16 protein-coding genes are annotated in these 18763 nt (G+C 39.2%); 5 read left to right on the top strand and 11 right to left on the bottom strand.

The genetic code is table 11. From position 1 onward, the window contains the following. Positions 1-116 precede the first annotated feature (116 nt). Both L659_RS0107595 and L659_RS0107590 read left to right on the top strand, forming a co-directional pair. Positions 117-563 carry a DUF3010 family protein gene (locus tag L659_RS0107595; RefSeq protein ID WP_007582681.1) on the top strand — a complete coding sequence of 149 codons (447 nt, stop codon included), beginning with the start codon at positions 117-119 and terminating at the stop codon, positions 561-563. A gap of 346 nt (positions 564-909) precedes the next feature. Continuing rightward, entirely contained in the window at positions 910-2643 is a 1734-nt protein-coding gene (locus L659_RS0107590) for an AMP-binding protein (protein ID WP_024590131.1), read from the top strand. Positions 2644-2795: 152 nt separating this feature from the next. Here L659_RS0107590 and hflX read toward each other — a convergent pair whose 3' ends face one another. The 7 genes from hflX to L659_RS0107555 all read right to left on the bottom strand — a co-directional run bounded on the left by hflX (position 2796) and on the right by L659_RS0107555 (position 10822). Then, positions 2796-4145: a GTPase HflX gene (gene hflX / locus L659_RS0107585; protein WP_024590130.1), complete on the bottom strand. Its 1350-nt coding sequence runs from the start codon at positions 4143-4145 to the stop codon at positions 2796-2798. A gap of 198 nt (positions 4146-4343) precedes the next feature. Further along, on the bottom strand, positions 4344-5696 hold the full coding sequence (gene gdhA, locus L659_RS0107580) for an NADP-specific glutamate dehydrogenase (RefSeq protein ID WP_024590129.1): 1353 nt from the start codon (positions 5694-5696) through the stop codon (positions 4344-4346). Between the two features lie 372 nt (positions 5697-6068). Continuing rightward, positions 6069-6542, bottom strand: coding sequence for a DUF1456 family protein (locus L659_RS0107575; protein WP_002960721.1), 474 nt, complete (start codon positions 6540-6542; stop codon positions 6069-6071). Between the two features lie 117 nt (positions 6543-6659). After that, positions 6660-7904, bottom strand: coding sequence for a lipoprotein-releasing ABC transporter permease subunit (locus L659_RS0107570; RefSeq protein ID WP_024590128.1), 1245 nt, complete (start codon positions 7902-7904; stop codon positions 6660-6662). Next, the gene (gene lolD, locus L659_RS0107565; protein ID WP_007375330.1) at positions 7894-8592 is read right to left on the bottom strand and encodes a lipoprotein-releasing ABC transporter ATP-binding protein LolD; all 699 of its coding nucleotides are present in this window, start codon (positions 8590-8592) and stop codon (positions 7894-7896) included. The genes L659_RS0107570 and lolD overlap by 11 nt, the downstream gene beginning before the upstream one ends. After that, positions 8585-9802 (bottom strand): lipoprotein-releasing ABC transporter permease subunit, encoded by a 1218-nt coding sequence (locus tag L659_RS0107560; protein ID WP_024590127.1) that lies wholly within the window; start codon positions 9800-9802, stop codon positions 8585-8587. Before L659_RS0107560 ends, lolD begins: the two co-directional genes overlap by 8 nt. 147 nt (positions 9803-9949) lie before the next feature. Continuing rightward, a complete protein-coding gene (locus tag L659_RS0107555) occupies positions 9950-10822 on the bottom strand; it encodes a LysR family transcriptional regulator (protein WP_024590126.1) in 873 nt (290 codons plus the stop codon). A 134-nt stretch (positions 10823-10956) separates the two neighbouring features. On the opposite strand from L659_RS0107555, the gene L659_RS0107550 reads away from it, so the two are divergent. Then, complete coding sequence (locus tag L659_RS0107550; RefSeq protein ID WP_007375333.1) at positions 10957-12078, top strand: S-(hydroxymethyl)glutathione dehydrogenase/class III alcohol dehydrogenase; 1122 nt, start codon at positions 10957-10959, stop codon at positions 12076-12078. Between the two features lie 72 nt (positions 12079-12150). Next, complete coding sequence (gene fghA / locus L659_RS0107545) at positions 12151-12993, top strand: S-formylglutathione hydrolase (RefSeq protein ID WP_024590125.1); 843 nt, start codon at positions 12151-12153, stop codon at positions 12991-12993. On the opposite strand, the gene L659_RS0107540 is transcribed toward fghA, so the two are convergent. Both L659_RS0107540 and L659_RS0107535 read right to left on the bottom strand, forming a co-directional pair. Next, positions 12947-13285, bottom strand: coding sequence for a hypothetical protein (locus L659_RS0107540; RefSeq protein WP_024590124.1), 339 nt, complete (start codon positions 13283-13285; stop codon positions 12947-12949). The two genes, fghA and L659_RS0107540, sit on opposite strands and share 47 nt — an antisense overlap. A gap of 72 nt (positions 13286-13357) precedes the next feature. Then, positions 13358-14875 carry a BCCT family transporter gene (locus L659_RS0107535; protein WP_024590123.1) on the bottom strand — a complete coding sequence of 506 codons (1518 nt, stop codon included), beginning with the start codon at positions 14873-14875 and terminating at the stop codon, positions 13358-13360. Between the two features lie 213 nt (positions 14876-15088). On the opposite strand from L659_RS0107535, the gene L659_RS0107530 reads away from it, so the two are divergent. After that, positions 15089-15505 carry an MgtC/SapB family protein gene (locus tag L659_RS0107530; RefSeq protein WP_024590122.1) on the top strand — a complete coding sequence of 139 codons (417 nt, stop codon included), beginning with the start codon at positions 15089-15091 and terminating at the stop codon, positions 15503-15505. A gap of 107 nt (positions 15506-15612) precedes the next feature. Here L659_RS0107530 and L659_RS0107525 read toward each other — a convergent pair whose 3' ends face one another. Together L659_RS0107525 and L659_RS0107520 are read right to left on the bottom strand one after the other, a co-directional pair. Continuing rightward, the gene (locus tag L659_RS0107525; protein ID WP_024590121.1) at positions 15613-16638 is read right to left on the bottom strand and encodes an energy transducer TonB; all 1026 of its coding nucleotides are present in this window, start codon (positions 16636-16638) and stop codon (positions 15613-15615) included. A gap of 181 nt (positions 16639-16819) precedes the next feature. After that, positions 16820-18727 (bottom strand): beta-ketoacyl synthase, encoded by a 1908-nt coding sequence (locus tag L659_RS0107520; RefSeq protein ID WP_024590120.1) that lies wholly within the window; start codon positions 18725-18727, stop codon positions 16820-16822. Positions 18728-18763: the final 36 nt, after the last annotated feature.

The following is an 18763-nucleotide window of genomic DNA, read 5'->3' as shown; positions in this document are numbered from 1 at the left end:
CATTAAAATATAAAAGCATCAACGCACTAATTACGCCCCTACAACTATACCTACACTCGCATTTTAATGTGTGTTGCGTATAATACTGCGTAATTAAGTTATTTTAGAGAATAGACATGAGAACATGTGGTGTAGAAATTACCGGTAGTGATGTACTACTTTGTATTTTAAGTAAAGATAATGACGTATTTGATATTCGCGATGTGCGCCAAACACGCTTTACCTTAGGTAACGGTAACGACACTGAAGTAATGCGTAAATTTCAATTCGATTTTGCAAAACTAATGCAAGATTACCAAATTGATTCTGTTGCAATCCGTGAGCGTCAGCCTAAAGGTAAATTTGCTGGCAGCGCAAAAGGATTCAAAATGGAAACTGCGATTCAATTAATCGACAATTTAGACGTACGTTTATTTACCACAACTGAAATTAAAGAACAGGTAAAGCGTAATCCTATTCCTATTGATTTTGAAGAAACAGGTCTTAAAAAGTACCAAGAAAATGCATTTGTAAACGCTTACGTTTACATAATGAAAAAAACATACCGCAGCGACGAAATGTAAATTTATTGCTCGTTTAAAAACGCGTACTTACAGTGTAAGACGCGTTTTTTTGTATCTAAAAAACATGATTAGATTTTATAAAACCACTAATACCAATCTGCTTATATACGGGGTATATTTAACGTTAAGAAAATTACGCTAGAACTAGGCAAAAATTTTTGTATCTAGTTGTTCTAAATAAAAATTTTTAACGACGTTATAGTGCAATTTAATTCGTTAAATTGCTCAAAGATTTATGCAGGTTGGTATAATACATTAGTCTAACTGCACTTCTCTTTGTCGACAATATGTGTTTATTTTAACTTTGTAGTTTACATAACTCACACACATTTTCATGGAGAGAGCAATGCACACACACACTATTGCGGTAAAAGAAGTAGAACAAATAAATCACTTACCGTTATCGCAAAGCTATTTTAAAGGTATACAAAGCACACCTTTAACAAATTCGACTATCGGGGAGTACTTTGACTTTATTGTCGACAAAAATCCAGAGGCGTTAGCTGTTGTAGTTCATCACCAAGGTATTCGCTTAACGTATAAAGAATTTCAAAAAGAAGTTAATCAACTTGCTATGGGGTTGCTGGCACTTGGCGTGAAACCAGGCGAGCGTGTTGGTATTTGGTCTCCTAATAATATTGAGTGGTGCTTAACCCAATTTGCAACGGCAAAAATTGGTGCAATAATGGTTTGTATCAACCCTGCGTATCGCCCTAACGAATTACAATATGCCTTAAATAGTGTTGAATGCTCTACTCTAATCACAGCATCAAACTTTAAAGGCAGTGATTATTTAGAAATGCTCAATGGTTTGGCTCCAGAACTTGCAACTTGCGATAAAGACACACTTAATTTAAAAGCACTGCCCACTCTTAAAAATATAATCCGCATTGGCGATGAAGCATCTCCTGGTATGTACTCTTTTAATGATGTTATTAACTTGCCAACATCAGCACATGAGCTTGAATTAAAAGCAATAGGTGCAAACTTAAATGCTGAGCAAGACATCAATATACAATTTACATCAGGCACAACAGGCAACCCAAAAGGCGCAACGCTCACTCATAAAAACATTTTAAATAATGCGCTATTCGTCGCCGAATCTATGCACTTTACGAGCGATGACAAGTTATGTATCCCTATCCCGTTATATCATTGCTTTGCAATGGTATTGGGTAGCTTATTGTGTGTTAGTAAAGGTGCAGCAGCCATTTACCCAGGTGATTCGTTCGACGCAAAAACCACACTAGATGTAGTTCAACAAGAAGGATGTACAGCGCTGCACGGTGTACCTACTATGTTTATTAGTGAGCTTGAGCTAAGTAATTTTAACGATTATGACTTAAGTACTTTACGCACGGGTGTAATGGCAGGCTCTACATGCCCAGAGCAAGTAATGCGCAAAGTACAAACACAAATGAACATGCATCAAGTACTGATTGCTTACGGGCAAACGGAGTGCAGCCCCATAAACAACATTACCGAAACAGACTCTTCAATAGAGCGGCAAGTAACAACGGTTGGCCGCGCACTTGCCCATACCGAGGTTAAAATAATTGACGAGCTGGGTAACATTCAAAAAATTGGTCAACCTGGCGAAGTGTGTAGTAAAGGTGCAGGCATAATGCGCTGCTATTGGAATGACGATGTTAAAACAAAAGCCACAATAGATGAAAGTGGTTGGCTACACTCTGGCGATTTAGGTGTCATGGATACAGAAGGGTTTGTCACTATTGTTGGCCGCATTAAAGATATGATTATTCGCGGCGGCGAAAACATTTACCCTCGAGAAATAGAAGAAGTACTTTACACCTACCCGGGCATTCAAGATGCTGCCATATTTGGTATAACAGATGAAAGGTATGGCGAGGAAGTATGCGCTTGGATCCAACCAAAAGAAGACGCTGTGCTTGATGAGCAAGCAATTCGTGAGTTTTTAAAAGACAAACTAGCCTACTTTAAAATGCCACGACATATCCGTTTTGTAGAAAACTACCCAATGACGGTAACAGGTAAACTGCAAAAATTTAAAATGCGAGAGCAAATGCAAGAAGAGCTAAGCGACAACGCTTTTTCCTAGTTTCGTCTCTAAGTAACTGAGGCTCTGGATAGGGAATTTATCTCAGAGCTATGTTCAGAGCTAGCAGCGTTAAATTTACGTATATTAGGACTAATACTAAAAAGCACAGCCAATTGGCTGTGCTTTTTATGTACTGAATTGTACTGAATTTATTATAAATTCAGCATTCTCTTTTTTAAACGTTCTAAATCAATCGCACTCGAGCGCACTGTTAATTTAATATGGCTGTATTCATATTCTTCTTTAACAACACTCATACTCGATCGGATTTCGCCCACGATACCTTTGGCTGTGTACGGTATAACAATCTCTTCTTCAATCATGTCCTCTTGAGCAATGCCAATAATGTATTTGTGCAATTTACTAATATCATCTGGATTATGCGTAGAGGTCATCATCGCATCAGGAAATTCATCCATTAGCGACTGCTGCTGCTCAGTACTTAATTGGTCTGACTTATTCAGTACTAATAATTTTTTGCTGCCTTCCACCCCAACTTCTGCCAGTACTTTATGTACTACTTCAAGTTGTGAGCGAAAAGAAGGATCTGAAGCATCTACAACATACAACAATAACGATGCATCATGTGCCTCAGCGAGCGTTGAATGAAATGAAGCAACCAAATCATGAGGTAATTTTTTAATAAAACCAACCGTATCTGAAACCAATATACGTGGCTGCGTAATCGGATACAGCGCGCGAACAGTGGTATCTAGCGTTGCAAAGAGTTTGTTTTCGCCTTCTACATCACTACCTGTAATTGCGCGCATCATTGATGACTTGCCCGCATTGGTATAACCAATTAAAGCCACTGAGAATAGCTCAGAGCGCTGCGTACGTCTGTCCATCATTACATCTTGAACACTAACAAGCTCACGCTTTAATTCTGCTAACTGATCGCGCACCTTACGGCGATTTAGCTCAAGTGTGGTTTCACCCGCACCTTTACCCATTTGGCGTTCTTTATCACCTGTTGATGTTTCACGAAGCCGTGGCGCTACATAATTAAGGCGAGCAATTTCAACTTGTAATTTTGCTGTTTTAGTACGCGCATGACGGCTAAATATTTCAATGATAATACCGGTGCGATCAAATACTTCCACACCCAGCTGGTTCTCAACATTACGTAGTTGAGAAGGCGTTAAATCACAGTTAAATACCACTACATCGGCACATGCAAAATCAAGTTCGCCTGATGGAATTTCTGACGATATTTCGGTTAAAGGGTCTTCATCAAGTAAATCATCTTCTTGCTCGTCTTCAACCATCCCTTTATTGCCGGTAAGATGAGCTATTTCAGCTAATTTACCTGAGCCCAGTACATTAACTTTTTGAGTTGAGCTTTGCTTTTGCGATTGCGTACCTACTACTTTAAATCCTAACGTGGTCACCAAACGAGCAAGCTCTGCAAGCGACTCTGTTGCTTCGTCACCTTTAAATTGTGGTGTACTAATAGAAATAAGTAACGCATTAGGAAGTGATGGTTTTGCAGTTAGTTGCATAATTTTTTGTCTTAATGCACCTAAAGTGCAAACCTAATTTTCATTCGAAAGTAACTTGATCCTACGCTGTTATAGCCCAGCTTTATAGGGTTATAGTTCACTAATGGCGTTAATATTTAAAACTAACCATAATATACTCAATTTTATGGCTAGTTTTAAAATCACATTATATTAAAGCCTTATTGTTCAGCTTTAATATTAAACGACGCCCTGTTCAATCATTGCATCTGCAACGCGCCTAAAGCCTGCAATGTTAGCGCCTAATAAAAGGTTTCCAGGCTCACCAAATTCTGTAGCGGTGTCGTTAGCGATAACAAATATATTTTTCATAATTTGTTTTAGCTTTTCATCCACCTCTTCAAAGGTCCAACTTTGCATACTCGCATTTTGTGCCATTTCTAATTGGCTTGTCGCAACGCCGCCGGCATTGGCCGCTTTACCTGGTCCATACGCAATTTTTGCAGCAATAAAGCAATCAATAGCCTCTTTTGTTGAAGGCATGTTTGCGCCTTCACTTACTAATAAACAACCGCCGGATAATAATGCCTTAGCGTCTGCCTGTGTTAATTCATTTTGTGTGGCGCACGGAAAAGCAGCGGCAGCATTAAAGCGCCAAACAGCGTGCCCATCTTTAGGGTAGTCATTTACAGGAATATAAATAGCATCGGGGTGAGTTTGTTTATATACGCTCAAGCAATCACGCGATTGCTCTTTCAAACATTTAATAAGATTTAGATCTATACCCGATTCATGATACACAGTGCCACGAGAGTCGCTGCAACTTACTGGTGTTGCCCCCATTTGATAAAGCTTTTCCATAGCATAAATAGCAACATTACCTGCGCCCGAGACCAAGCAGCGCTTACCTTGTAGGCTATCGCCGCGCGCTTGCAGCATGTAGTCAGCAAAATAAACAGCGCCGTATCCAGTGGCTTCTTTTCGTACAAGCGATCCACCCCACAATAAGCTTTTACCTGTTAAAACACCTTCATAGCGCCCAGTCAAACGCTTATATTGACCAAACAAGTAACCTATTTCTCTTGCCCCTACTCCAATGTCTCCAGCGGGTACGTCGGTTGTAGGGCCAATATGGCGATAGAGCTCGCTCATAAATGATTGGCAAAAACGCATTATTTCAGCATCTGAGCGCCCTTTGGGATCAAAGTTTGCCCCGCCTTTACCACCACCGATCGGTAAACCTGTTAAAGCATTTTTAAATATTTGCTCAAACCCTAAAAATTTAATTATGCTGGCATTCACACTTGGGTGAAAACGTAAGCCACCTTTATAGGGGCCAAGTGCAGAGTTAAACTCAATTCTGTAGCCTTTATTTACCTGAATATTGCCTTCGTCATCAACCCAGGGAACTCTAAACATAATTTGGCGTTCGGGCTCAACTAAGCGTTGTATAATGGCATTTTTTTTGTATTTTTCTGAGTTTTCTAAGATAGGTTCGAGTGATTCAAGTACTTCTTCAACAGCTTGATAAAACTCGCATTGTGCAGGACTACTATTTTTTAATTGTGCGATTGTGCTATGGATATAATTCATAATTATTCTTCCGTGTTAATAATAAAAGTATTTATCAGATGTTAAAGTAAACGTGATCAAGTTTATGATTCATGCTTTAAGGTCTTAATTTAATATAATTAACTATTACCTTAGCATGAAAATTGAGATATTTAACGCGAGCTACGTGAATTATTTTTGATTGGAAGTTTGATTTTTATTTATTAAAGATGAATTTAAATTCACAGATTTAAAATTAGAACAGTGCCAAGTGAGTTTTTATATTTTCAAAAGGGAATTTTAGAAGTATTAGGTTAGGTGTGGGTTTGTTTAAAAATATAACAATTAATGGGTTTTATACTGCATTGCGCTCGCAAAAAACCCACTAACTAAAAACTAATTAGCTAAAATCAGTTACTCAGCAGACTCTTCTGGACGGTGCTGCTTTTGTACGCCAGTTAAAAACAAACGTAATATTTGATCGTTACAAACACGGTAATGTTTGTTATCTACTTTTCGAGAAAATGCGCTTAACTCATGTTTACTTAAATCAAAATCAACAAGTGCAAGTGTTGCTATAACATCTTCTGCTTTCATATTTAAAGCAATACGTAGCTTCATAAAAATAATATTGTTGTTCAGCTTTTTCTCAGGCTCTGGTTGCTCACCTTCGCGTTTGCCACGTTGGGTATTAATAAACCCATTTAAAAAGCTAGCAAACTCAGTATCACTTATTGGGGTAAAAGCCTCTTCACCTTCTTTAGTTAACCATGCAATTACTTGCTCTTTGGTGACCGTATGCTCTGCTGATGCAAAAACATTGACCATAGCAGTATCAGTTAAGTTAAAAGTGTAGCGAATGCGGCGTAAAATATCGTTATTAGTCAAAGTAAATCCCAAAGTGAGGTATAGCAACCAAGCAGTTATTGCTTAATTTTAAATAAGCACCTAGTTTAACAGGTTTACTAATACCACCCTATTAATTTTTATCTGAGCTTCTTATACCTAGTTACCAAGCACCTTGGCAGGATCTACGCGCGTTGCTTGCCATGCAGGATAAATAGTGGCAAGTATCGCAAGCACAAACGTAACAATCACTGTAATACCAATGTCTTCAAGTACTAATTTACTTGGTAAAAACTCTATAAAATAAACGCCCTCAAGTGGATTGGCTCCAAATGATTGGCTTATCCACGTAAAAAGCTCACTTATATTAAGCGCTAATACCACGCCAATTAGTGTTCCTAGTGCCACGCCTACAAATGCTTGCATTAAGCCCTGCATCACAAAGGTGGCTAAAATAGTACTGTCTTTCGCGCCCATGGTTTTTAAAATTGCGATATTGCCTTGTTTTTCGCGTACTTCCATCACCAAGGAGGACACAATATTAAAACTGGCTACCGCTATAATTAAAAACACCACAATATAAACAATGGTACGTACCATTTGAATATCTTGATAAAGGCTGCCTTGGGTTCTGAACCAACTGGAAACATACACGTAGTCGTCAATAGTTTGGCCCACTTTTAGCGCTATTTGGTGCGCCGAAAACACATCATCAACACTTAACCGCAGCCCTGTTACTTGAGTTTCATCGTAACCCAATGTTTGCTGCGCTTTATTAAGATGTATAAACGCAGCTGTACTATCAATGGGGCCTCCCATTTCTATAACACCTGCAAGGTTAAGTGTTACGCGTTTAGGCGCTAATAATGACTGACCTTTTTGGCCTATTTGCGGAATAAGTAACGTAATGTTGTCGCCTACTTTTGCATCTAACTGTTTTACTATTTGCTTACCTAAAATTACATCGTCAAGGCCTAACTGGCTGACCAATTTACCACTGGTAAACTGGTTTACCGCCGATACATTACTCTCTAGCGATGGCTCAACACCTCGAATTTCTATCGCTTTTAGCTGGCTTTTATATTGCGCCATCCCATTCACTGCAATAAATGGCGCAGCCCCTGTTACATGCGGTTGTGTTTGTAAATCCTCAACTTTTTGCGACCAATTCGCGATGGGTCTACTTGGTGCTACATATTCCACCTGCGGCACAACGCTTAGTAATCTATGTACTAGTTGTTGCTCAAAACCATTAATTACCGACAGCGCCACAATTAAAACCGCGACACCTAATAAAATACCAATAGTCGACGCTTTAGCGATAAAACTAACAAAGCCGTTTTTTTCATCTTTGTGGCCTGAATAGGCTCTAAAACGTTTACTTAAAAATGCACTAAGCAACATGCTGCGACTCTTTAATAGCTAGTTTTCCATCGTCTAAATAAGCTATTTTGCCTAGCTTATCGGCAAGTTCTAAATCGTGTGTAACTACCACAAAACTGGTGTTTAAGCTTTGGTTAAGCTCATTTATTAAATCGTAAATTTTAATCGCATTTTGTTTATCTAAATTACCGGTTGGTTCATCAGCAAGCACAAGCGCAGGTTTAGTAACCAGCGCGCGGGCAATAGCCACGCGTTGGCGCTCTCCACCAGAAAGCGCAGACGGTTTATGCGAGCTGCGATGTGCAAGGCCTACTTTTTCGAGCATATCGAGCGCTTGAGCTTTGGCTTCTTTTGCACTCAAGCCTTTAATTAATAATGGCATAGCCACGTTTTCAACTGCGCTAAACTCCATTAATAAGTGATGAAATTGATAGATGAAGCCCAAATTTTGGTTTCTAAATGCGGCTTGCTCTGTTCGCGAAAGTTTTGCAACTTCTTGGTTTTTAATTTTAGCGCTACCTGAGCTTGCGGTATCTAATGTGCCAAGTATGTGTAAAAGCGTACTTTTACCAGAGCCAGAACTCCCCACAATAGCCAGCATTTCACCTTGCTGAAGCGCTAAATCAACGCCTTTTAATACTTCAACTTGGTTGCTGCCATCTTGATAAACCTTACTTAAATTTTCACAACTAATTACTAAATCATTCATAACGTAATACCTCTGCTGGTTTTACTTTTGCGGCTTTACGCGCAGGATATAAGGTAGCTAAAAAGCTCATAGCAATACTGGCAAACGCTATTATTACTAAACTCAAAATATCAAATTTTACCGGAAGCTCTATACCCGCCAGTAAGTTTAAGCCCACTAATGCAAGTAGCTCATTTATATATAAACTAAATATTACACCTAAAAATGCGCCTATTGCGGTACCAATTACGCCATTATATAGGCCTTGCACCATAAACACTTTTTGCACTTGCGAAGGTGTTAAACCTAACGTTTGTAGTATGGCTACTTCACCTTGTTTTTCGCTTACCATCATGGTTAATGCCGATACAATATTAAATACAGCCACCAATACAATGAGGGCAAGCAACATAGACATAATGCGCTTTTCCATAGCAACGGCTGCAAATAGAGTACCTTGGGTACTGCGCCAATCACTATAATTATGATCTTGTAAAATACGCTGGCTTGCTTCAATAAACTCATCTAGTTCGAAAGGTTCGTGCAATGAAACACTTAAATTTGGGGCAGTGTTTTTATCCAGCTTTAACACCCGTTGTAGTGAAGCGCCACTCGTAAACGCAAGTGCCATATCTATCTCAGATCCGGTTTCGTATATTGCGGCAACTTTAAATAAACGCTGGCTGGGTACTCGCCCAAGTGGTGTATACGTTGAAGCATTAGGCATAATAACGCGAAGCTTATCACCCACGCTAACGCCTAATTTACGACTCAAATAACGGCTTATAGCAATGTTGTAATTTTTGTTTAATACAGTTTTCCAATCGCCTTGCACTATTTTATCGGTAATTCTATACAAAGAACCACTATCGTTATAAAGGCCTTGTAATAAAACGCCGTGCAAGTCTTTATTAGTTTGCAAAATAGCTTCACCGTGGCGATATAAGCTTACATGATCAACATAAGGAGATTGTTCGAGGTCGGTTTTTAGGGTGTTCATTTGGGTGGCAGTGTGTTTACCTGCGCTAACTTCAACATGCGGAATAAGTCCAAGCATATTGGTTTTTAGGCTATTTTCAAACCCGTTCATTACACTGCTTACCGTAAATAATGCCATTAAACCAATAGCGATACCGGCAATAGAAAAAAACGAAATAAACGATATAAACGCATTTCCTTTAGAGGAGCGACTATACCTAAGCCCTATAAATAAGCTAACCGGTTGAAACATATTATTTTTAACACTTATAGTAAAAGTATTGAGCAATAGTAGCACGAAAAAAGTGCCTTTGGGTATGGCGTAAAATGTAAGAAATAATTTAAAAATCTGATACTTGGCTATATTTACAGCAATATGTATTTAACCATTAATTCGCGGTTAAGCTTTAAGCCCGCTGACTAAATAATCGAGCAATACCCGTACATTAGTGGCCACAAACTGCCTTGGTGGATATACGCCCCATACCCCTTCTTGCTGTGGTTGATAGGGTGTTAAAATAGGCACCAATTGCCCTGAGTTAATTTCGTTTTCAATGTAGTAGTCTGGGAGCTGTACAATACCGAGCCCCTTTTTTGCGCCATCCACCAGCGCCCAACCACTATTACACTGTAATCGCCCCGCTATTTTAATGTGTTTATCGCGCCCATTTTCGTTTACGCGCCAGTAGCTGCTATTACCAATTAAACATTCATGGCTGTTTAGCTCGCCTAAAGTATGCGGCTCACCAAATCGCGTTAAATACTGTGGCGCCGCGCACATAATAAAACGCCGCGCACTTAATCTACGCGCTTTTAAGCTCGAATCTTTTAAGTGCCCAAGCCTTATTGCTAAATCAAATCCGCCCTCTAATAAGTTTTCTTGCTCATTACTTAATGTGGCAACAACTTCGACCTCAGAATGATCCTTCATAAAGTTATGCACTATGGGCATAATAAACGTTTCCCCATACATAACTGGTGCTGTGAGCTTTATTTTACCCTTTGGTGTAGTTTGGTGCGTGGCAAGACCTTGAGTTGCCTCGTCCATAGCGTGTTGTAAGTGTTTTATTTGATGTAAATACACTTCGCCTTCTTTGGTTAAAACCACTTTACGAGTAGTACGGGTTAAAAGCTGGGTATTTAAACGTTGCTCAAGCGCTGTTACATGGCGGCTAATATGCGCAACCGAAAGCCCAAGCGTTTTTGCAGCCGCAGTAAAGCTGCCCTCCTCCCCTACAGCTATAAACTCATCTATTCCATCCCAACGCGCCATTATTACCATACTGTAAAAGTGTTTTAATAAAATTGAGATTATCATTATTTGAGAAACAAATACAATAAGCACATCACCCAAGCAAATTGGGTCTACAATTATTTTTTAATAGCCAGTTAAAGGAAATAAAACACATGTCTGAATTTATTAAATCAAAAGCTGCCATTGCTTGGGGTCCTAATCAACCACTTAGTGTTGAAGAAGTTGATGTGATGATGCCTAAAAAAGGCGAAGTAATGGTAAAAATTACCGCTACAGGTGTGTGTCATACCGATGCATTTACATTATCAGGCCAAGATCCTGAAGGCATATTTCCTGCTATTTTAGGTCACGAAGGCGCTGGTGTTGTTTATGCAGTTGGCGAAGGCGTAACGAGTGTTGAAGTTGGGGATCATGTTATTCCTTTATATACTGCAGAATGTGGCGTGTGTAAAATGTGTACTTCAGGTAAAACTAACCTGTGTTCAGCCGTGCGCGAAACACAAGGTAAAGGCCTAATGCCAGACGGCACTACACGCTTTTTTAAAGATGGCCAACCAATTTATCACTACATGGGTACATCAACGTTCTCTGAGTACACTGTATTGCCAGAAATTTCACTCGCTAAAGTAAATAAAGAAGCATCACTAGAGGAGATTTGCTTACTAGGCTGTGGTGTAACAACAGGCATGGGCGCAGTTACCAACACAGCTAAAGTAAAGCCTGGCGACACTGTTGCTATATTTGGCTTAGGCGGTATTGGTTTATCTGCGATTATTGGCGCAAAGATGGCTGGTGCGGGTCGTATTATTGGTGTTGATATAAACACCACTAAATTCGATTTAGCTACAAAACTAGGTGCAACTGATTTAATTAATCCAAAAGATTTCGACAAGCCAATTCAAGAAGTTATTGTTGAAATGACAGACGGCGGCGTTGACTACTCGTTTGAATGTATCGGTAATGTTGACGTTATGCGCTCAGCACTTGAGTGTTGCCATAAAGGTTGGGGTGAGTCGGTAATTATTGGTGTGGCGGGTGCAGGCCAAGAAATATCAACCCGTCCATTTCAACTGGTAACAGGGCGTGTATGGCGTGGTAGCGCATTTGGTGGTGTTAAAGGCCGTTCACAACTTCCTGAAATTGTTGAGCGTTACATGGCAGGTGAATTTGCTCTTAGCGACTTTATTACTCATACAATGGGCCTTGAAGATATTAATGAAGCGTTTGATTTAATGCACGAAGGCAAAAGTATTCGTACAGTCATTCATTACTAATAAACTGCATTCGTAAAATAGCTTATTAATAAGCCGTAATACTTTTAAGTTTACGGCTTTTAAGGATTAAGTATGTTAGAAAATATCTCAAGTGTAAAAGTGTCTGGCGGTTGGCATAAACAATATACTCACAGCTCGCAAAGTACACATTGCACTATGCGCTTTGCCGTATTTTTACCACCTGGCGCAAGTGAAGCAAATAAAGTACCGGTACTTTATTGGTTATCAGGTTTAACCTGTACCGACGAAAACTTTATGCAAAAAGCCGGCGCATTTAAAAAAGCAGCTGAGCTGGGTATTGCTATTGTAGCGCCTGACACTAGCCCGCGCGGCGAAAACGTCCCCAATGAAGACAGCTACGACTTTGCACAAGGCGCAGGCTTTTACGTAAATGCCACGCAAGCTCCTTACAACACTCATTTTAATATGTACGATTATGTTGTTAGTGAGTTACCAGCACTTATTGAACAACATTTTCCGATAACAAGCACAAAAGCAATTAGTGGTCACTCTATGGGCGGGCACGGTGCATTAATGGTTGCACTTAAAAACCCGACTTCGTTTGTAAGTGCCTCGGCTTTTAGCCCTATTGTAAATCCGATTGAATGCCCTTGGGGTGTAAAAGCATTTTCTGGCTATTTAGGAAATGATAAGGCGCTTTGGGCACAATATGATAGCTGCGAGTTGATGAAAAACGCAGAGCAAGCTCATTACTTACCTATGTTAGTGAGTCAAGGTGATGCCGATGGTTTTTTACAAGAGCAACTTAAGCCTGAAAACCTAGTCGCTATTGCAGATAAAAAAGGCTACCCGCTTACACTTGAAATGCAAGCGGGCTACGATCATAGCTACTTTTTTATAAGCAGCTTTATTGACCAACACTTATTATTTCATCATCAGTTTTTAACTGCATAGGCTCATTAGTGTGTAGGGATGGCTTTTCTAACTCTACACACTCTTTCAATACTTTACTCACTTGCCTGCATACTTGTACCGTATTGTTATTGCCCTTACCTTTAATAAATTCAACTATAGCCATATCGGCTTCAACACCGAGTTTAGTAAAGCTAAAGCCCTCTTTATCTTTTACAACAGGCCCCGCATTTACTGGGCCAGGTTGAGAGCGCGCTGCCCCATCTAAAACTATACCCGCAGCAGCGCAACCAATTAATACATTTGAAAATAGAATAATCAATAAAGTACGCATTATTAACCCCACCAATATAATTACCTAAATTATATACAATTTTAAAAATAGCATTGTAAAAAAATGTAAGCCTTAGTGCTTAAATTCACGTATGAACTCTTTAATAAAACCAATTAATTGCAATATAAATATAATTAAAAAAGGAAGCGCTCCAATAATCGCAACACTTCTGTTTAACGGTTCATTATTTTGTACTAGCAAAACAAAAGCGCATAAACCTAATGCAAACGACCAAGCATACAAGCTCCATGTTTGAGCTTCACTTGCACCACTTAATTGGCGAATAACCAAAACAGCAGAGTCTGCTGATGTGGCTACAAAAATGAGTAGAAGCAATAAACTTGACCAAATTAATAGACCGCCTTGCCAGCCTAATTGCTCGAAAAATACAAACAGCCCTTGCGTATAATCGGCTTTAATAGCCTCTAAAATGCCTGCATTGTGAGTTTGATCCCACGCAATTGCAGAGCCCGAAAACACACTAAACCATATAATAGTCACAAAGGTTGGTACAAATACGACACCTAAAATGTATTGCCAAACCGGCCGTCCTTGGCTAATTTTTGCCAAAAACACACCAACAAACGGGCCCCAAGCTAACCACCAAAAATAGTAATTGTATGTCCAACCTGTTGCCCATGCGGGGTCATTAAGTACGCTTTCAAACTGCCATGTACCTGTGGTTATGAGCTGAATGTAATCCCATGTTCCTCCTACAGCTATGTCTATAATTGGCTTTATAGGCACAAAAATTAATAGCCATGCTATAAGTGCAAATGCTAAAAACACATTAAACTTACTAAGAGTTTGAATTCCTTTTTTAAGCCCCAACTTTGCAGAAATGGTATAAAGCAGCGCAATTAAAAAAATTATAATAAACCCCGAAAATAAAGCCGATTCAACCCCTAGCTCAAGCTCGAGCCCTTTACGCAGTAATAAAGTTGAATTAGCAATTGTGCCCACGACACCAAAAAATATTGCAAGTATGGCAATTAATTTAATGCTAAAGCTCAGCTGTAACTGCCAAGCCCGATTAATAACGCCTTTGGTTGCACTGATCACAGGAGCACTAATATCGCCCGCTTTACCACTATTGCGAGTAAGCCCACCTAATACCAAACCAAATACTGCATAGAGTGCCCATGCATGCGCGCCCCAATTAACTAGTGTAAGTGCCAAACCACTTGTTTGATTGTTAGGATACAAGCTTTGCTTTAAAGGCGAATTAACCGTGTGTAGTGCAGGCTCTGCTACTCCCCAAAATATAAGTCCTGAGCCCATTCCTGCTGCAAACAACATAGAAAGCCAACCAAAGGTACTAAACTCAACAAGTGCTTGCGCTCCTCCTATTTTTCGTTGCCCTAATGGGCTTATAGCGATAGCTATCACGGAAAAAAGTAACAAGTTTACCAATATAAAAAATGGCGACCCTAAATAACCTAAAATTTTATTAATAGCGGGTTGTAAGTGCTCTGTGAGTAATTCAGGAAATAAAAAAGCAATAACAGATAACCCAACGCAAAATAGTAAGGCTGTTTTTTCAAGCTTAGTGGGTGTGCTTAATGTTTTATTTAAAGGCAAGAGATTCACATAGGTGTCTTTTAGTCTGGATAAAAGAATACGGGGCTTTAAAACTCAGATCAAATTAACTATTGCGTAAAATAGTAATAAAAACATGTAAAAGTTTCCTCAATAATTCTTGTTAAATACAGGTATTAACAATAACTCATTGATTAATAGTCACTTATGCCATGGCTTGCTGTTTGCTTATTATTAACAAAGTTAACCAGCACAGGCTTAATAATGGAAATTGATTTACAGTGGAATGAAATCATCGATAACTTAATACACTTAGGTATTGCATACCTACTTGCACTACCCATGGCATACGACAGAGAGCGTAGTAATGATGGCGCAGGCCTTCGTACCTTTCCTCTTGTTGCTGTTGCATCGTGTGGGTATGCATTAATTGCTATGTCGGTTTTAGATGGCGCAGAAGCTCAATCAAAAATGTTGCAAGGCATCATTACTGGTATTGGTTTTATTGGCGGTGGCGCAATTTTGAAAAATAACAAATCAACCTCCGGCACAGCAACCGCAGCCAGTATTTGGAATATGGGCTTAATTGGTATAGCTGTAGCCTATAGCCGATACGAAATAGCCATATTACTTGCCATTATTAATTTTATAACGCTTAGGTATGTAAAAAAGTTTAAGTAACAGTTTTTTTAATAAGTATTGCAGCAAAATTCCAATGCATTGTTTGAATAGCCAAGACTTATTAATGCAATAACTCCCCATAATTTATATGTGGGGAGTTACAATTTTTATAAAAAGCTTTCACCGCTTTGCTTAAGTGTAATTGTTTGTGCTTGAGCGCTTTTTATTAATAATCCACAACGCAAATCATTTTTCGAAATAACAATTTTATCAATTGTATTAGTGTCATAGTCAACGACTTTGTTTTCGCATCTAAGTTGCACTTTGCTCAGTGGTAATTCTGATTCTAATTTAACTTCAGACTTCGACATCATAGGCATTACAGCTTGTTCTGAAGCTAAACTAAATTGTTGTTTAATATCTCCCGAGTTTTTATAAATATCGTTCACTTGAGTTAACAACTGTTCCTTGTTTTGCTCTGTAAAGGTTATGGATTCAATATTGCCTAGTGCATCTATTGCATCATAAGCACGTACATAATCTTGTTTTGATATAAACCACTGTAAAGCGTTTTTAATCACACGTTTTTGAATTTGATCCGGTAGATTATCTCTAAATAAAAACGCTTCGTAGATATGCTGATCAAAGCTCTTCCAATCTTGCACAAAATAACTGTGCTGGCTTTTAAGCCATGCAAGCAAAACAATCTCAACCGTATTTTTTGTATGTTCATTTTCTAATTCATCGATACGGCTTTTAGCTTCATCGTATTTCTTTTCATCGAGTAATTTACTAGCTTGCTCATAATCATTAAAAAAGCCGCGAGACGCTTTATCGTTTGAAAAATTAATATGCAAATTTTGCGAACTCACAGTAATGGTTTTTGCTACAGGTATAGTCTCACCATTTAATTTTGCACTTTTGTAGTTGAGCTTAGACACGTAATCCATTACTTCTCTTTGGTACTTTTTTTGCCCAACCGTAGCTACAATTTCTATATCACTAACCTGCCCGCTTTTATCAACCACGTAACTGCTCAAATTAATCCCCTCTAACCTCGAAGCGCGCGAAGAAGTATTAGTGAGCTGATCGTAGTTTTTATTAATTACTTCTGCAGGAACAAAGTCGTCAGCAAAAACAGAGAGTTGAGTAAAAGTACAAGTTAAAGAAAGCGCTAATATGAGTTTTTTCATCGATTTTATCCATCCTAGATAGTGTTTATATAATAGAAACAAACGATCAAGATAAAAGCAAGTGTAAATACAAAAAAATAGTACACTTAATGAGCTTTACCTAGAAAAAACTTAATAGGTAAATATATTTGAGACATTAAAAAAGGCGCTTAAAAAGCGCCTTGCTAACAAGTATGTGTGCTTAAAACATATCTTGATAGGAATTTGTTGTGCTAAACGTAATTGCTTTTTCAAAGCCAGGTAACTGAATACTTTGCTCGTCTATTACAATGTCGTTGTCGTCAATAAGTCCGTCGCCAAAGCGGTAAATAAGTTCGTACTGGCCTAAATCGGCTTGAGCTTGATACGTTTGTTGCGCGGCTTTAATTGCCATGTTTTTCTGCGCGTAACTACTCATAACTTCATCGCCATAGCGCTTAGCGAGCATTTGCATTGTTACTTTTGGTGAAAGTACGGTAGCTGTTGCATTGTTACCGCCAAAGCCTTTTGAATTTATAAAAGCAATATCCATATCGGCGCATTCGTAATGGCTATTACGAATATCAAGATGATCGGTGTAAACATCATCAGCCACTTTATCAATTGTGGTAATACCCGGCATAATATTATGGCTAAATACACCTAAAGCTATCGCTAATTGGTCGCCACTTGCAGGAGCTATAGTATGACCAACATAGGCTTTTGGCGCTGTCACTTTCCAATTATCAATAGCGAACGTTTGTGCCACTTTGTGATATATCAACGACTCTGTTACGCGGTTTAACGGTGTACTTGAGCCATGCGCTAAAATAAAGCTACGTTCTTGCAAGGCTTCTTTGCCTAAAAGGCTCGTTGCTAAAGCAGCCGATTTAGCCATGGTAATATAGTTACCAGGGCCAGGTGACGTAATTGATTTTTTTATGCCATCTGCATTTACAAATACATCCGGTACGCAGCCCATTATGTCAGCACCTAATTCAAGGGCTAAGGCATCATCCATTAAAATAGCAACTTGTGCGCCTTCACCTAATGTAAAGCCGCAGTTATCGCCAAATGGTCGGCTACTTTTACGATAATCTGGTTCTTCATCACTTGATAAGTTATCTAAACGGCGCAAACCTTCAACATTTGCAAGTGCGCTCATGTTACCAAAGCCTTCAATCACCTCTGGTGTAATAGCACACTCAACACTTGCGACAACCGCAACGCGTGTACGCCCTGCCTGTATGTCGTTAACCGCTGCACGTAAGTTGTATAAAAACGTAGCACAGGCCCCCGAGGTCGAAAACGTAGTCCCTACATTGCCCGTAACATACGCGTTAATAAAGTCGGTCGACATTGTATTTAAACCCAGTGCTAACTGCTTAGTACTAACACGGTCGCCTTGTTGGCGCGCCTTTACTAAACCGCCTAGGCCTTTGTCGTCCATTTGGCCAATTACCGATGCTGAATAGGTACCAATTTTATCTGGCTCTACGCTATTCATAATATGCTGCCAATCAAGCCCTGTTGATTTAATAGCATCGGTAGCTGCAAAAATAGTAGCTTGCAAACCACGAGGCTGATAGCGGCTGTTATACATAACAGACGGATCAAACCCAGTCGGGAATTGCCCTGCAGATTTAATTGGATTATCACGTGTTGAGTCATGCTTAACATCTAAGTCGGCTGCAATAGTTACTTTTACTTTTTTGCCTTCAAGTTCTTCAACTTGCCAGCTAGCTGGAACAGGTGTAGGTAAGTCGCGAGCGCGCGTTTCAAACACAATTGCGTTATCGCTTGATGCGTTTAGCGTCATTTTTTGCTGCCACGGTGTGGCATCGGCATCAAAGTGTTCTTTTTCAATTTTACGAATAAGAGTACCAGCAATAATTTGCTCACCAAAGCGTGCTTCTATGTCGCTTTGCTCAACATTATTACCTTGTGTATCTTGTAATTGGCCGTTTACAACACTTACTAGATTCATCAGTGTGGCGAGGCCTAAAAATGTTTCACTGCGATCTTGAGCATTTAAACTATCTAACACGATACGGCGATAACCTTGATGAAAAGAAGTACGGCCAGCGGCGTTAATGCCACCCATGCCTACTATAACGGGTAATGCAGTCATAATTTACCTTTAAAAAGCGTGTTATTAGAAGAAGAG

This window comes from Pseudoalteromonas sp. S8-8 (assembly GCF_000497875.1).
GTDB classification, from domain to species: Bacteria; Pseudomonadota; Gammaproteobacteria; order Enterobacterales; family Alteromonadaceae; genus Pseudoalteromonas; species Pseudoalteromonas arctica.
The sequence above is the reverse complement of the archived record's forward strand: the minus strand, read 5'-3'. Positions and strand labels throughout refer to the sequence as shown.

Excerpts from the sequence above, each read along its gene's own strand:
- L659_RS0107595 (WP_007582681.1), top strand. The coding sequence starts at position 117 with ATGAGAACATGTGGTGTAGAAATTACCGGTAGTGATGTACTACTTTGT.
- L659_RS0107590 (WP_024590131.1), top strand. The coding sequence starts at position 910 with ATGCACACACACACTATTGCGGTAAAAGAAGTAGAACAAATAAATCAC.
- hflX (WP_024590130.1), bottom strand. The coding sequence starts at position 4,145 with ATGCAACTAACTGCAAAACCATCACTTCCTAATGCGTTACTTATTTCT.
- gdhA (WP_024590129.1), bottom strand. The coding sequence starts at position 5,696 with ATGAATTATATCCATAGCACAATCGCACAATTAAAAAATAGTAGTCCT.
- L659_RS0107570 (WP_024590128.1), bottom strand. The coding sequence starts at position 7,904 with ATGTTGCTTAGTGCATTTTTAAGTAAACGTTTTAGAGCCTATTCAGGC.
- lolD (WP_007375330.1), bottom strand. The coding sequence starts at position 8,592 with ATGAATGATTTAGTAATTAGTTGTGAAAATTTAAGTAAGGTTTATCAA.
- L659_RS0107560 (WP_024590127.1), bottom strand. The coding sequence starts at position 9,802 with ATGTTTCAACCGGTTAGCTTATTTATAGGGCTTAGGTATAGTCGCTCC.
- L659_RS0107555 (WP_024590126.1), bottom strand. The coding sequence starts at position 10,822 with ATGGCGCGTTGGGATGGAATAGATGAGTTTATAGCTGTAGGGGAGGAG.
- L659_RS0107550 (WP_007375333.1), top strand. The coding sequence starts at position 10,957 with ATGTCTGAATTTATTAAATCAAAAGCTGCCATTGCTTGGGGTCCTAAT.
- fghA (WP_024590125.1), top strand. The coding sequence starts at position 12,151 with ATGTTAGAAAATATCTCAAGTGTAAAAGTGTCTGGCGGTTGGCATAAA.
- L659_RS0107540 (WP_024590124.1), bottom strand. The coding sequence starts at position 13,285 with ATGCGTACTTTATTGATTATTCTATTTTCAAATGTATTAATTGGTTGC.
- L659_RS0107530 (WP_024590122.1), top strand. The coding sequence starts at position 15,089 with ATGGAAATTGATTTACAGTGGAATGAAATCATCGATAACTTAATACAC.
- L659_RS0107525 (WP_024590121.1), bottom strand. The coding sequence starts at position 16,638 with ATGAAAAAACTCATATTAGCGCTTTCTTTAACTTGTACTTTTACTCAA.
- L659_RS0107520 (WP_024590120.1), bottom strand. The coding sequence starts at position 18,727 with ATGACTGCATTACCCGTTATAGTAGGCATGGGTGGCATTAACGCCGCT.